Raw genomic sequence first — 15,667 nt, 5'->3', positions numbered from 1 at the left:
ATGAAAATTCAAGTTGTCGGTGTAGTCGGAGCAGGTGTCATGGGAATTGGGGTCGCCCAAAACCTCTCTCAAACTGGACATCAAGTGATTTTAGTAGATATTTCCGAAGATATTTTGGATAATGCTAAGAAGGAAATCAGGAATAATGTCCGTTTTCAAGGTTTTTTTCAGAAAAACCAGCAAGCAGAAAGCCCTGACAATATTCTGCATCGAATTAAATTTTCTACAAATTATAAATTTCTTGAAGATGCAGAATTTGTGATTGAAAATGCCACGGAAAAGTGGGATATTAAAAAGGGGATATACGCACAGCTTGATGCGATTTGTCCCGATAAGACTGTATTTGCAGCCAATACTTCTGCTATTTCTATTACTCGCATTGCTTCAGTCACTAAGCGTGCTGACAAAGTTATTGGTATGCATTTCATGAACCCGGTACCAATGAAGCCGATGGTGGAAATGATTCGCGGGTATCACACCAGTGATGATGCGATCGCAACAGCCAAAGAATTGTTGGCGCAGATGGGTAAAGAATGCATTCTTGTTAACGACTCACCCGGTTTTGTCTCCAACCGCGTACTAATGTTGACAATTAATGAAGCCATTTTCTTGCTACAAGACCGAGTCGCGTCTGTAGAAGAAGTGGATAAAATTTTCAAATCCTGCTTTGGACACAAAATGGGACCACTCGAAACTGCTGATTTGATTGGGTTGGATACTATTCTATTCTCCATCGAAGTCTTATATGAAAGCTTCAACGACAGCAAATACAGACCCTGTCCGTTGCTGAAAAAAATGGTAGATGCAGGATTGTATGGTCGCAAAAATGGACAAGGTTTTTATACTTACAGTGGAGCCATTGAGTCACTGGGTACAAATAAAGATAACTCTGTCGCTTGTTATTAGTCAAAAGACCTTTGTCCAAAGTACTGAACAAATGACAAATGACAAATAACAAATGACAAATGACAAATGACAAATAACCAACCTATGAAAGAAATACCAGTAAAAATCAAACAATTCCTTTCAAAGTTTTTCCGCAATCATGACTTGCAGCTAGATGAAGATATCTTTGCACTTGGTTTTGTCAATTCCATGTTCGCCATGCAACTCGTCTTGTTTATCGAACAAGAATTTCAACTGACTATTGATAATGAAGACCTAGAATTTGATAATTTCAGGACGATAAATTCTATGACTCGTTTGATTGAACGTAAAACAGCTTTAGTTGCACAAAAATGAGTAAAAGATAAAATTTTCAATCCCTGTTAACATTTAAGTAGTAAGATGAAAATAGAGTTAACAACTCAACAAAAAGATGCTCAAGCTGAATTTAGAGCTTTTGTAAACTCAGAGGTTATACCTTACGCGAATTCCTATGACCAAGAAGAGCGTACCCCGACAAAGCTAATTGAAAAGTTAGCTCAACACGGATATTTGGGTGCTGTATTACCCAAAGAATTTGGTGGCAAAGCTATGAACACGATCGCCTATGGTCTTCTCAATGAAGAAATTGGACGGGGATGTTCTTCGCTACGGAGTTTGCTCACAGTTCATTGCATGGTTGCTCATGCTCTTTGTAAATGGGGCAATAAGTCTCAAAAAGATTATTGGCTGCCAAAGTTAGCATCTGGTGAAGTTATAGCTGCTTTCGCTTTAAGTGAACCTAACGTAGGTAGCGATGCCAAAAGTATAGAAACCACGGCGACACTTTCTGGCGACTCTTATATCTTAAATGGACACAAAAAATGGATTACCTACGGACAAATAGCCGATATCTTTTTGGTGTTTGCCCAATGTTCGGGCAAACCTTCTGCTTTTTTAGTTGAAAAAAACAGTCCAGGACTTTCGATACAACCTATTTCTGGAATGTTGGGTGTTCGGGCTTCCATGTTAGCTGAGTTGCAATTTCAAGATTGTCGAATTCCCCAGGAAAATCTGGTAGGTAAGTTAGGATTTGGTTTCTCCTATGTGGCTTCTTCTGCACTAGATTACGGGAGATATAGTGTTGCATGGGGTTCTGTAGGTATTGCTCAAGCGTGTCTGGAAGCTTGTATTCAGTACACAAGTAAACGAAAGCAGTTCGGTGTTTATCTCAAAGAACACCAATTGATTCGGCAAATGATAACTGAGATGATAGCTAATGTGAAAGCAGCAAGATTACTGTGCTATCAAGCTGGTTATCTTAAAGAGATTGGCGATCCAAGCTCGATAACAGAGACTTCAATTGCTAAATATTTTGCATCCACAACAGCAACTAAAGTTGCAAATGATGCCGTACAAATCCACGGTGCTAATGGTTGTACCAGTGAATATTCTGTTGCTAGATATTTGCGAGATGCCAAAATCATGGAAATTATTGAAGGAAGTACGCAAATACAACAGATAACTATCGCTGATTACGGTTATCAGGAGTATCTGTCACAACCTGCTCCCATTGTGTCTCAAAAATTACTGGCAAGGACGTGAGAAGATGATTGGCATACAAGCTGAACTTTCAAATAATAGACAAGCCGATACAAAATCTATCAAATGTGTAGTTTGGGATTTAGATAACACGATTTGGGATAGTGTTTTATTAGAGGACGAGCGCGTTTATTTGCGCTCTCAAGTAGTCGATATTATCAAAATATTGGATAGTCGAGGCATTTTACAATCTATTGCTAGTAAAAATGATAACGCCAGAGCAATGGCGCAACTTCAGGAGTTCGGTTTGCACGAATATTTTCTCTATCCTCAAATCAATTGGAACTCAAAATCCAGTTCGATTCAGGAAATCGGTAAGTCACTCAATCTTGGTATCGATACCTTTGCCTTTATAGACGACCAATTATTTGAACTGGAAGAAGTCAATTTTTCACTGACTGGAATCCTTTGTATTAATACCGCCGATCTGGCGCATCTACTGGATATGCCAGAAATGAATCCTCGTTTTATCACGGAGGATTCAAAATTAAGAAGACTAATGTATATTAGCGATAGAGAGCGAAACAATTCCGAAAAAGAATTTGTTGGGACGCAAGAAGAATTTTTAGCGACACTCAATATGGCTTTTACTATCTCTGATGCCAAAGAAGAGGATTTACAGAGAGCCGAAGAATTAACAGTTAGAACCAATCAATTAAATACAACTGGTTATACATACTCCTATGATGAACTCAATCAATTTCGGCAATCCGATAAGCATAAACTACTCATTGCTAGTTTGGACGATAAGTATGGCAGTTACGGTAAAATTGGATTGGCTCTTGTAGAATGCCAAGAGCTTGTGTGGACTGTAAAACTTTTGCTGATGTCTTGTCGCGTTATGTCCAGAGGTGTCGGCACAATTATGCTAAACTATATTATGACATTAGCTAAAAAAAATAATGTCCGTTTGCGTTCTGAGTTTGTTTCAAACAATCGCAATAGAATGATGTATGTGTCTTATAAATTTGCAGGTTTTCAGGAAACTGAGAAGAAAGGAGATTTGCTCATTTTAGAAAATGAACTTACACGAATACAGCCTATTCCTAAGTATGTAAAGGTCAAAATTATGGATTAATCAGCATTGCTAGTTAATGTAGTTTGATAGGGGGCATCATGGACAACAAAAAAGATGAACTTTTGAAACGACGGTCAAAGCTTTCATCCACTCAGCGAGAGCTTCTAGAAAAGCGATTGCGGGGTGAAGTTGACACGATCTCTCGATTAGAAGTTATTCCAAAACGTTCCCAAACAAGTCCTGCTCCCCTATCCTTTGCCCAACAACGGCTGTGGTTTCTCCATCAGTTAGATCCTAGCAACCCGAATTATAATGAATTAGCAAGTATACAGCTAACAGGTGTTCTTAACGTAGTGGCTCTAGAGCAGAGTCTCAACGAAATTGTGCGACGCCATGAAGTTCTACGTACTACTTTTGAAACGCTAGAGGAGCAACCAGTTCAAGTCATTCACCCTACTATAATTGTAGCGCTGCCTGTAGTGAACCTGTGTTCGTGGCCACAAGCCATGCGACAAGTAGAAATAGAGCGGCTAACAGCAGAAATAGCTCAAAAACCCTTTGATTTGGTATCCGATCTGTTGCTGCGAGCCATGCTGTTACAAACAGGTGTGCAGGAATACTTGCTGCTGTTCGCAATCCATCACATTGTTATTGATGGCTGGTCGGTAGGAGTGCTGATTCGGGAACTAGCAGCACTTTACGAAGCCTTCTCTACCAATAAGATATCTTCACTCCCTGAACTCCCGATTCAGTACGCAGACTATGCTGTCTGGCAACGTCAGTGGATGCATAAAGCAGGAGTGCATGGTCGTACACCTCTACAAACCCAGCTTGTTTATTGGAAGCAGCAACTGGGTGGCAGCCTCCCGATACTGCAGTTGCCTGTAGACCAACCACGACCAGCTGTCCAGACCTTTCGAGGTGCAACCCAATCTCTGGTGCTGCCTAAAACCCTGACCGAAGCGCTTAAGAATTTCTCGCAGCGTGAAGGGGTGACGCTGTTCATGACGCTGTTAGCTGTGTTTAAGACTTTACTATACTACTATACAAAGCAAAACGACATCATTTTGGGCTCGCCTATCGCTAACCGCAACCGGGCAGAAATCGAGGGTCTTATCGGATTCTTCGTTAATACTTTGGTTTTGCGAACTGATTTTTCGGGCAATCCTAATTTTCGCGAGTTATTGGGTCGGGTTCGAGAGGTAGTTATTGGAGCATATGCTCATCAGGATCTGCCTTTCAATCTGCTGGTGAAGGAACTGGAGCCAGAGCGAGACTTCAGTCGAAACCCACTGTTTCAGGTGGCGTTTACCTTTCAAAATGCCCCGGTTCCAGATCTAAAACTTGCAGGTTTAACTCTAAGCTTTCTTGAGTACGATAGGAGAGTGGCGACGTTTGATCTGCTGCTAGATCTGTGGGAAAAGCCAGAGGGTCTTGTTGGTATGTTTCGTTACAAAACAGATTTGTTTGATGCTTGCACCTTTCGCCGTATGGTAGAACAGTTTGAAACTCTTCTTCAAGAGGTTGTTACACAACCTGATGTCAGATTGAACGTTCTCGAAAAGGTACTTGTTGAAGCAGATAGGCAACAACAAATTCAAGAAAAAAAGAAGCTGGAAGAGACTCGTCAAAAGAAGTTAGAGAACATCAAGCGTAGAACTAAACGACAAGCTTTGAGTATTTCACAAGAAAGGTTGATCGATACACAGCTACTAACACCTGAAAAAAACCTTCCTTTGATGATTCAACCAACTGTGGCAGGTGTAAATCTAATAACTTGGGCTCAAAACAATCGGCAGTTCATTCAGACACATCTGTTAAAGCATGGTGGAATACTTTTTCGTAACTTTAAGGTGAATGAAGTAGCCGAGTTTGAGCATTTCATTAGGATCGTATCAGGCGAGTTGTTAGAGTATGGTGAACGTTCATCGCCCCGTAGTTTCGTAAGCGGTAAAATTTATACCTCAACAGACCATCCTGCTACTCAAAGTATCTTCCTACACAATGAAAATTCGTATCAGTATACTTGGCCTTTGAAAATCTTCTTTTTCTGCATCACACCCGCACAGCAGGGAGGGGAAACGCTAATAGCCGACGTGAGGAAAGTTTATGAACGCATTCACCCTACAATTAGAAACCGCTTCATGCAAAAGCAGGTAATGTATGTCCGCAACTTTGGTGACGGCTTTGGCTTGCCTTGGCAGGAGGTCTTTCAGACAACAAACAGGGCAAAGGTCGAGGAATACTGCCGTACAAATGGCATTGAAGTTGAATGGAAAAATGGTAATCGCTTGAGAACTCGACAAGTTCGTTCCTCTGTTGCAAAACATCCGCAAACGGATGAAATAATCTGGTTCAATCACGCTGTTTTTTTTCATGTTTCTACCTTGGAGCGGACGATACGCGATGTTTTGTTAGCAGAATTTCAAGAAGAAGATCTTCCACACAATACCTATTACGGGGATGGCTCGATTATTGAACAATCAGTTCTAGATGAAATTCGCGAAGCCTATCAGAAGGAAACAGTTTCTTTTCCTTGGCAGTCAGGAGACATCTTGATGCTTGACAATATGTTGACAGCACATGGAAGAGCACCATTTCTCGGCTCTCGAAAAATTGTGGTAGGAATGACAGAGCCTTTTAGTAACAAAAACATTTAACGCCAAGTAATAGAGAAAAATATGCAAAAAGAAATTAATGAAGGCTATCAACTCTCTCCCCAACAAAAGCACCTGTGGTCGTTACAGCAAATTGACTATAGTCTGCCTTATCGTGTCCAATGTGCAGTCCGGATCGAAGGGAATCTTAATACAAATACTTTAAAAGAAGCTATACAAAATGTTGTCGAGCGGCATGAAATCCTTCGCACAACTTTTTATTACTTGCCAGGAATGGATATCCCCCTACAATTTATAGCTGATACCAACATAGCATTAGTTCATGAACACGACCTGAGCAGTAAGAGTTTGCAAGAACAAGATGAGAAGATTGATGTGCTTTTTCATGAAGTGAGCCAGCTACCTTTCGACTTTGAGCAAGGTCCACTATTGTATGTATCATTAGTGACTCTATCCTTACAAAGGTACGTGTTACTCATTAGCTTACCAGCTATGTGTGCAGATACCATTACTTTGACGAATTTAGTATATGAAATTAGCAGTTCCTATGCCGTATGCTTGCATGGCAAGGAACTATCTAACGAAGCACTACAATACGTAGACCTTGCTGAATGGCAAAATGAGTTACTTGCTGCAGAGGATACAGAAGCAGGTAGAGAGTATTGGCGCAAGCAGAATATCTCTGCTCTTCCAAGTTTGCAACTTCCTTTCAAAAATCAGACTACTGGAGAACTTAGATTTAAGCCTCAATCTCTCTGTTTGAAGATTGCTCCTGACATGGTAGCGAGACTTCAAGCGCTAGTGCAGTGTTACAACATCTCCACATCCGTCTTATTGCTGGCATGTTGGCAGATTCTGCTCTGTCGGCTTACTGGACAACCAGACATCATTATCGGCATGACCTACGATGGTCGAAAATCTGGGGAACTAAAATCAGCTTTAGGGCTGTTTGCCAAATACTTACCTGTTAGGTGTCATCTGGAAGCGAATTGTAGATTCGGTGAAATACTACTGCAGGTTAATCAATTGATCTGGGAGCTATACGAATGGCAGGAATATTTTACCTGGGAACAAGTTGTTGAATCGACAGGGAGTGGCAACAGGTCACCGTTCTTCTTTCCTTTTTGTTTTGAGTTTGAGGAATGGTCTTCACAATATTCTGTTGCCGATGCATCATTCTCAATTTACAAGCAGTATGCCTGCGTCGATCGGTTTAAAGTGAAACTCTCTTGTGTTCAAAGAGATGATTTTATAAGTGCAGTATTTCACTACGATGCCAACTTGTTCAAGGTAGAAGATATCCAACGGTTAGCGGCACAATTTCAGTCTCTGTTAGAAAGTGTTGCCAAAAATCCCAAAGCATTAATTAGTGAGTTAGAGATATTAAGTGCTCGCGAACACCAGCAACTTTTAGTCGAGTTTAACAATACAAAGACTACTTACCCAAATGACAAATGCATTCACCAATTGTTTGAAGAACAGGTAGATAGAACACCGGATAACGTTGCTGTTGTCTTTGGAAATCGGCAACTAACCTACCGCCAACTCAACGTCCGAGCAAATCAACTGGCTCATTATCTACAACAGCAGGGAGTTGAACCAGAGGTGCTAGTTGGGTTATGCGTAGAGCGCTCGCTAGAGATGGTAGTAGGACTGCTAGGTATCCTAAAAGCTGGTGGAGCTTATGTGCCTCTCGATCCGACTTATCCGTCAGAGCGGCTGACATTCATTATAGAGGATACTCAAACCCCAGTGCTGTTGAGTCAACAGCGGTTAGCTGAAAGACTTCCCCATCTCCAGGCGAATGTAGTCTTCCTTGACACAAATTGGGAAACAATTACCCAATACAGCGAGCATAACCCCACGAGCGGGGTGAGAGCCAACAACCTTTCCTATGTACTATATACCTCAGGTTCTACTGGTAAACCAAAGGGGGTAATGATTCAACATCAAGGGCTCGTCAATTACCTGAGCTGGTGTACCAAGGCATACGCGGTTACAGAAGGTCAAGGCACTCCCGTTCACTCTCCCTTTGGGTTCGACCTGACCATCACCAGCTTGTTCTCTCCTTTACTGGTGGGAAAGAGCATCGTTCTTTTGCCAGAAGAACAGGGAATAGAAGCACTCAGCAATGCATTACGCACTTACAAAGATTTCAGTCTCGTCAAAATCACTCCGGCACATTTAGAGTTACTCTCTCGGCTGTTACCAGCCACAGATGCTGCCGAGCGGACAAAGGCGCTGATTATTGGTGGTGAAGCACTATGGGAAGAAAACCTTTCTTTCTGGCGACAATATGCCCCCAACACCAGGCTGATCAATGAATATGGTCCTACAGAGACAGTGGTGGGATGCTGCGTCTATGAAGTTCCAGTAGAAAACTGTAAATCGGGTGCGGTTCCCATTGGTCACCCAATCGCTAATACAGAAATTTATCTGCTAGACCAGTACTTGCATCCTGTCCCTGTAGGTGTTCCTGGCGAATTGTACATCGGGGGAGATGGAGTAGCGCGTGGTTATTTCAATCGTCCCGATTTAACGGCTGAAAAGTTCATTCCTAACCCATATAATGAATACTTAGGGTCACGGCTCTACAAAACCGGAGACTTAGCCCGTCACCTGCCTGATGGCAATATTGAATTCTTGGGTCGTATCGACCATCAAGAAAAAATTCGGGGTTTCCGAATTGAGCTTGGAGAAATTGAAATTGCACTAGAGCAGCACCCCAGTGTTCAGGAGGCAACAGTCATAGCTAGGGAGGATAACTCTGGCAACAAGCGTCTAGTAGCTTATCTTGTTCCCGATCCGCAATATGCACTAACAGTGCGTCAACTTCTGCGCTTGGAAAGAGAGGGCAGGCTGACTAACCAAAAATTGTACGAACTGCCGAATGGAATGATAGTTGTCCACCTGAATAAAAACGAAACCGACTACTTATACAAAGAAATATTTGAAGAGCAGTCTTATTTGAGACATGGAATCACCTTGAATGAAGACGATTGCATCTTTGATGTAGGAGCTAACATCGGTTTTTTCACTCTTTTCGTAGGCCAAAGATGTAGAAAAGGCGTTATTTACGCCTTTGAGCCTATCCCCCCAACTTTTCAAGTGTTACGCCTCAATACAGATCTTTATGGTTTAGATGTGAAGGTATTTGAGTGCGGCATTTCTAATAATGCTAAGAGCGAAACGTTTACCTTTTATCCTCACCTTTCCATGATGTCTGGACGCTTCGCAGATAGAATGGAAGACCGAGAAGTTGTAAAATTATTTGAGTTTAACCAGCAACAGGTGAGTAAGAGTTATGACGAGCCGTTGCAAGAAGAACTTCTCGATCAGGTACTCACAGAGCGTTTGACGAGCGAGAATTTTACTTGCCAGTTAAAAACCATCTCTGATGTGATTCGCGAGAATCATGTTGAGCGGATCGATCTACTAAAAATTGATGCAGAAAAAAGCGAACTAGATGTACTTGCTGGTATCCAACAGGATGATTGGCAAAAAATCAAACAAATTGTTATTGAGGTTCAAGATATTGATTGCCAACTCGAGCAGGTTACGGCGTTGCTTAAGCACCATCAGTATAGCGTCACTTTCCAGCAAGAGTCATGGTTAAAAGATACTAACCTTTATAACGTCTATGCCCTTCGACCGTTTGAAAAACGATTGCCGACAAACGAAACAATTACATCAAAGCTAGTTTGGAACAGCCCAAATCAATTGATAAGTGATGTGCGCCGCTTACTACAGGAGAAGCTGCCCGATTATATGGTGCCGGCTGCCTTCGTGCTACTGGAGGAACTGCCAGTGACGCCAAATGGCAAAATAGATCGCCGAGCATTACCTGTGCCTGAACAAGAACCAGTGAATCAGGAAAAATCTTTTGCTGCTCCTCGCAACTCGGTTGAGGATAAACTTGCCCAGATATGGGCTGAGGTTCTCAGTCTCAAGCAGGTGGGTATTTATAACAATTTCTTTGAGTTGGGCGGGGATTCTATTCTAAGCATTCAGGCGATCGCCAAAGCTAACCAAGCTGGACTAAAGTTGACCCCTAAGCAGATGTTTAAGCACCAGACGATTGCCTCTTTGGCAACGGTGGCTGGCACAACTGTTGCTATCCAAGTAGAACAAGAACTGATAACAGGTCTAGTACCCCTAACACCAATCCAACATTGGTTCTTTGCACAGAATCTACCAAATCCACACCACTGGAATCAGACAATCCTGCTAGAAGTGCAGCCAGATGCTGATGCCAATTTATTAGAGCAAGGAGTGCTGCACTTGCTGTTGCACCACGACACCCTCCGCCTACGCTTTACTCAAGAGACCGAACGTTGGCAGCAGACGATTGCGGATGACAACTTTGTTGTGCCATTTATGAGGTTGGATTTATCGGCACTACCACCAGAGGCGCAAGTAAAGGTTATTGAGGTAGCTGCCACCGAATTACAGACTAGCCTGAATTTATTGAACTGTCCGCTAATGCGGGTAATCTTTTTTGACCTTGGAGCACAAAAAACAAGCCGCCTATTGCTGGTCATTCACCACATAGTCGTCGATGGTGTCTCTTGGCGAATTTTGCTTGAAGATCTCCAAACAGCCTACCAACAAATTAGCCAAGGTGAGTCGATCCATCTGCCACTCAAAACATCTTCGTTTAAGCAGTGGTCTAACCGTCTGCAAGAATATGCACAGTCAGAAAATCTGCACTCAAAGCTAGATTACTGGCTCACTACCCTAGGTCAACCTGTTGAGCCTATACCCGTAGACTATCCAGACGGAAACAACACGGAAGCGACAGCTCGTACAGTGTCAGTATCGCTTTCTATAGAAGAAACGCAAGCTTTGTTGCAACAGGTGCCAGCAGCTTATCAAACGCAAATTAACGACGTCTTGCTGACGGCACTGATACAGACATTTGCTCAGTGGACGGGAAAAAGATATCTGCTGATTGACTTAGAAGGACATGGGCGAGAAGAACTGTTCGAGGATCTGGATTTATCGCGGACTGTGGGCTGGTTCACTTCTATCTTCCCAGTACGCCTTAGTCTAGAAAACACTTCTCATTTGGGAGAAGCACTGAAGACAGTTAAAGAGCAATTACGAGCTATACCAAACCGAGGTATTGACTATGGCGTGCTGTGTTACCTTAGCAAGGAGCGGGAAATTGCCAAACATCTGAGTTGTTTGCCCCAAGCTGAGGTAAGTTTTAATTACTTGGGTCAGTTCGATCGAGTTTTACCGGAATTGTCTTTATTTAGCTTAGCTCATGAGTCCAGTGGTTCCAGTCGCAGTTTGCAAGGCAAAAGATTTTATGTGCTGGAAATTAGCGGCTGCATTTCTCAAGGAAAGCTACAAATGAACTGGACTTATAGCGAGAAACTGCATCGGCAAACCACGATTGAATCACTTGCTCAACGGTTTATTGAGGCAATGCGATCGCTAATTGCTCATTGCCAATCTCCTGATGCAGGAGGCTTTACCCCTTCTGATTTCGCTGAGTTTAAGCAAAGCCAATGGGATCAAACCGATCTCGATGCCATTACAGCAGCTATAGGAGATATTTGACATGGGCATAAAAAACAAAAACATTGAAGATTTTTATCCCCTCTCGCCCATGCAGCAAGGCATTCTCTACCATAGTCTTGCAGCTCCCAAATCTGGCGTCTATTTTAACCAATTTAGTTGGATTCTCCAAGGAAAGCTCAACATCATAGCATTCCATCGCACATGGCAGTATGTTGTAGCGCGCCATTCAATTCTACGAACCTGCTTTGCTTGGGAAGGTTTAAAAGAACCAGCACAAATTGTGCATCGACAGGTGATGCTACCTTGGCAAGAGTATAATTGGCAGCATCTGTCTCCAGACGAACAACAACAAAAGTTAGAACTTTTCTTGCAGAGCGATCGCTCCAGTGGCTTTGAACTTACGCAACCACCACTGATGCGTCTAACACTGATTCAACTTTCGGATGCATACTATAACTTTACCTGGAGTCATCATCATCTGTTACTAGATGGCTGGTCTTTTGCTACAATTTTTAAGGAAGTTTTTGCTTGTTACAAAGCTTTCAGCAATAGTGAAGACGTATACTTAGATCCTATTCGCCCATATCGGGATTACATTGTCTGGCTACAGCAACAAAACCTATCCGAGGCTGAGACTTTCTGGCGAGAGGCGCTCAAAGGTTTTACGACTCCAACACAGCTGTGGGTAGATCGAGGAGCTAGAAAATCACTGACTCCACAAGATGATTATGCCGAACAAAAAATTCAGCTTTCAGCATTAACAACCGCAGCATTGCAATCCATAGCACAGCAGCACCAGCTAACACTAAATATTCTAGTACAAGGAGCTTGGGCTTTGCTGTTAAGTTGTTACAGTGGTCAGGAGGATGTAGTTTTTGGGGCAGTAACTTCTGGTCGTCCTCCTACTTTGGCTCAAGCCGAGTCTATGGTAGGGTTATTTATCAACACACTACCGATTAGAGTACAAATATCACCCAAAGAATTTCTTTTACCTTGGCTTCAGAAAATCAAAGATCAACTAATTGAGGCACATCAATACGAATATTGCCCATTAGTGAAAGTTCAAGGATGGAGCGAAATTCCTAAAGGTTTATCTCTATTTGAGAGTCTAGTAGTTTTTGAGAACTATCCTGTAGATGCTTCTGTACGGCAGAGGGATATAAATTTTGAGGTAGATGATTTTCATGGCTTTGAAAGGACAAACTATCCCATAACTCTAACCGTGAATCCTGGTAAGGAGTTGTTGCTCAAGATTACTTACGATGATAGCTATCAATTTGATACCATTACTCGAATGCTAGGACATTTGCAGACTTTGCTAGAGGGTATGGTCACTAATCTACAGCAGCGCCTTTCAGAATTGTCGGTCTTAACAGAAACTGAAAGACATCAGTTGCTTATGGAGTGGAATGATACAGAAGTTGAGTATTCTCAACAGATATGTATTCATGAATTATTTGAAGTTCAAGTAGAACACACACCTGATGCAATAGCAGTAGTCTTTGAAGACCAACATTTAACTTATTGGGAACTAAACGTCAGAGCTAATCAATTAGCACATTACTTGCGTTCACTAGGAGTAAAACCAGAGGTATTAGTCGGGATTTGTGTAGAGCGATCGCTCGATATGATCATCGGACTATTAGCCATCCTCAAAGCTGGTGGTGCATATGTACCTCTCGACCCTAGCTATCCCAAAGAACGCTTGGCTTATATGTTAGAACACTCCCAACCAAGTGTGTTATTAACACAACAATATCTAGTAGAAAGTTTACTAAATCATCAAGCTAAAGTAATTTGCATCGATAGCGACTGGGAACTCATCGCCGATAAAAACACAGAAAATCTTGCGTACAACATCACAGTAGATCATCTTGCTTACGTCATCTACACCTCAGGTTCTACAGGGAGACCAAAAGGTGCAATGAACACCCATCGGGGAATTTGCAATCGCTTACTTTGGATGCAAGATACTTATCAATTATCATCATCAGATTGTGTGTTGCAGAAAACCCCCTTCAGTTTTGACGTATCTGTGTGGGAGTTTTTCTGGACGTTAATTACGGGTGCGCGTTTAGTAGTAGCTCAACCAGAAGGACATCGAGATACCAACTATCTAATCAACTTGATTTTACAGCAGCAAATTACGACTTTACATTTTGTCCCATCAATGCTGCAAGTGTTTTTGGAAGCGGAAGGGTTAGAAAAATGTCGGTCTCTAGTGCGGGTGATGGCAAGTGGTGAGGCATTGCCAGCGCAACTGCAACAACGCTTCTGGAATCGACTTGATGCCCAACTGCATAATCTCTACGGTCCAACAGAAGCGGCTGTAGATGTCACTTTTTGGCAGTGTAAAGATAGTGTTACCAACCAAAAAACAGTTCCCATTGGTCGCCCAATTGCAAATATTCAGATTTATCTGCTTGATAAGTATCTTAACCCTGTTGCTGTAGGTGTAACGGGTGAAGTTTATATTGGTGGTGTGGGAGTCGGTAGAGGTTACTTAAACCACCCCGATCTAACAGCAGAAAAATTTATCCCCAATCTCTTTAGCCAAGAAGCAGCGCGTTTCTACAAAACTGGCGATTTAGCGCGCTATCTGCCGAATGGAGAGATAGAGTACATTGGTCGTATTGATAACCAAGTGAAGCTACGTGGTTTTCGTATTGAATTGGGAGAAATTGAAACACTCATCACTCAACACCCAGCGGTGCGCGAAACTGTAGTTGTAGTAGACTCAGATTCAGCTTCTTCTCAACGAATAGTTGCCTATGTAGTTCCTCAGAAAGAGCAAACACTGACGATGATTGAACTGCGTAGCTTTTTGGAGTCAAAGCTGCCAAACTACATGGTGCCAGCAGTTTTTGTCATACTAGAGGCACTACCGCTCACACCTAATGGTAAGGTTAACCGCAAAGCGTTATCTACACCTGAATTTACACAGGTATTACCACCCTCCCGCATTATCCTTCCCTCTACATTAATTGAAAACCTATTAGCAGGTATTTGGGCGGAAGTGCTTGGTATTGACAAAATAGGTATTGATAATAATTTCTTTGAATTAGGTGGGCACTCCCTAATCGCGACTCGCGTAATTTCCCAAATACGGCAAGTGTTTCAAGTAGAGCTTCCTTTACATTATTTATTTGAAAAACCAACAATAGCTAGGCTAGCCAAAGAAATTGAGAAAGCTATTAAGGTAGGCTTAGGAGTTGAGGCAACGAATATTAAGCGGATTTCACGCTCGCAAGAATTACCGCTATCATTTGCCCAACAACGGCTGTGGTTCCTAGCTAAATTTGAACCAGATAGTCCGTTCTACAACATTCCTGCTGCTGTTCGCCTACAAGGAGAATTAAATGTAGGGGCATTACAACAAAGTTTCAACGAAATTATTAGTCGCCATGAAACGCTGCGAACTAATTTCCAAACAAGAGAAGGGCAAGCAATAGCTGTCATAAAGGAAGCGATACCCTTAATATTACCAATATTTGATATTAGCGAGCTACTTTCAAATCAACAACAAGCCGAAGTCAAACAACTGGCTTCTCAAGAAGCACAAAAACCTTTTGACATCAGCAGCGATTTGCTGCTGAGAGTGAAACTCTTACGTCTTGATGCACAAGAACACATTGTACTACTAACAATGCACCACATCGTCTCTGACGGTTGGTCAATGGGTGTACTAGTGCAGGAGTTGGCAACACTTTATCAAGCCTTCTGTAATAGGCAACCCTCACCGTTGCCTGCACTGCCAATACAGTACGTAGACTTCGCGGCTTGGCAACGACAATGGCTGCAAGGAGAAGCACTCGAAACTCAGATTTTTTATTGGCGACAGCATTTAGAAAATGCGCCAGAAGTATTAGAGTTACCCACAGACCATCCAAGACCAGCAATTCAGACATTCCGGGGTGCAACTTACTCATTTAAGTTATCGGAGGAACTATCTCTTGCTTTGAATAAATTGAGCCAGCAGCAGGGAAGTACTTTATTTATGATGCTGTTAGCAGCTTTCCAAACACTGCTATGGCGT

Annotated in this window: 7 protein-coding genes; all 7 read left to right on the top strand. The window is 42.3% G+C overall.

The features are described from left to right. Entirely contained in the window at nucleotides 1-906 is a 906-nt protein-coding gene (locus tag ACKTT2_RS51265) for a 3-hydroxyacyl-CoA dehydrogenase family protein (RefSeq protein WP_407900831.1), read from the top strand. Between the two features lie 66 nt (nucleotides 907-972). Further along, entirely contained in the window at nucleotides 973-1,242 is a 270-nt protein-coding gene (locus tag ACKTT2_RS51260) for an acyl carrier protein (RefSeq protein WP_407900830.1), read from the top strand. A 45-nt stretch (nucleotides 1,243-1,287) separates the two neighbouring features. Then, nucleotides 1,288-2,469, top strand: a complete 1,182-nt coding sequence (locus ACKTT2_RS51255; RefSeq protein ID WP_407900829.1) for an acyl-CoA dehydrogenase family protein — start codon at nucleotides 1,288-1,290, stop codon at nucleotides 2,467-2,469. 4 nt (nucleotides 2,470-2,473) lie between these two features. Further along, nucleotides 2,474-3,544 carry an HAD-IIIC family phosphatase gene (locus tag ACKTT2_RS51250; protein WP_407900828.1) on the top strand — a complete coding sequence of 357 codons (1,071 nt, stop codon included), beginning with the start codon at nucleotides 2,474-2,476 and terminating at the stop codon, nucleotides 3,542-3,544. A 38-nt stretch (nucleotides 3,545-3,582) separates the two neighbouring features. Further along, the gene (locus ACKTT2_RS51245; protein ID WP_407900827.1) at nucleotides 3,583-6,144 is read left to right on the top strand and encodes a condensation domain-containing protein; all 2,562 of its coding nucleotides are present in this window, start codon (nucleotides 3,583-3,585) and stop codon (nucleotides 6,142-6,144) included. A gap of 21 nt (nucleotides 6,145-6,165) precedes the next feature. After that, nucleotides 6,166-11,670 (top strand): non-ribosomal peptide synthetase, encoded by a 5,505-nt coding sequence (locus tag ACKTT2_RS51240; RefSeq protein ID WP_407900826.1) that lies wholly within the window; start codon nucleotides 6,166-6,168, stop codon nucleotides 11,668-11,670. Between the two features lies 1 nt (nucleotide 11,671). Next, nucleotides 11,672-15,667: non-ribosomal peptide synthetase (locus ACKTT2_RS51235; protein ID WP_407900825.1), on the top strand; the 3,996-nt coding region annotated here is incomplete at its 3' end.

The sequence above is a fragment of the Scytonema hankhaensis NUACC26 genome (genome assembly GCF_045865695.1).
Taxonomy (GTDB): domain Bacteria; phylum Cyanobacteriota; class Cyanobacteriia; order Cyanobacteriales; family Nostocaceae; genus Scytonema.
Note: the sequence above shows the minus strand (reverse complement) of the source record. Positions and strands in the feature narration are given on the sequence as shown.

What these genes read in the sequence shown, in the direction of transcription:
- ACKTT2_RS51265 (WP_407900831.1), top strand. Translation starts at nt 1, where the DNA reads ATGAAAATTCAAGTTGTCGGTGTAGTCGGAGCAGGTGTCATGGGAATT.
- ACKTT2_RS51260 (WP_407900830.1), top strand. Translation starts at nt 973, where the DNA reads ATGACAAATAACCAACCTATGAAAGAAATACCAGTAAAAATCAAACAA.
- ACKTT2_RS51255 (WP_407900829.1), top strand. Translation starts at nt 1,288, where the DNA reads ATGAAAATAGAGTTAACAACTCAACAAAAAGATGCTCAAGCTGAATTT.
- ACKTT2_RS51250 (WP_407900828.1), top strand. Translation starts at nt 2,474, where the DNA reads ATGATTGGCATACAAGCTGAACTTTCAAATAATAGACAAGCCGATACA.
- ACKTT2_RS51245 (WP_407900827.1), top strand. Translation starts at nt 3,583, where the DNA reads ATGGACAACAAAAAAGATGAACTTTTGAAACGACGGTCAAAGCTTTCA.
- ACKTT2_RS51240 (WP_407900826.1), top strand. Translation starts at nt 6,166, where the DNA reads ATGCAAAAAGAAATTAATGAAGGCTATCAACTCTCTCCCCAACAAAAG.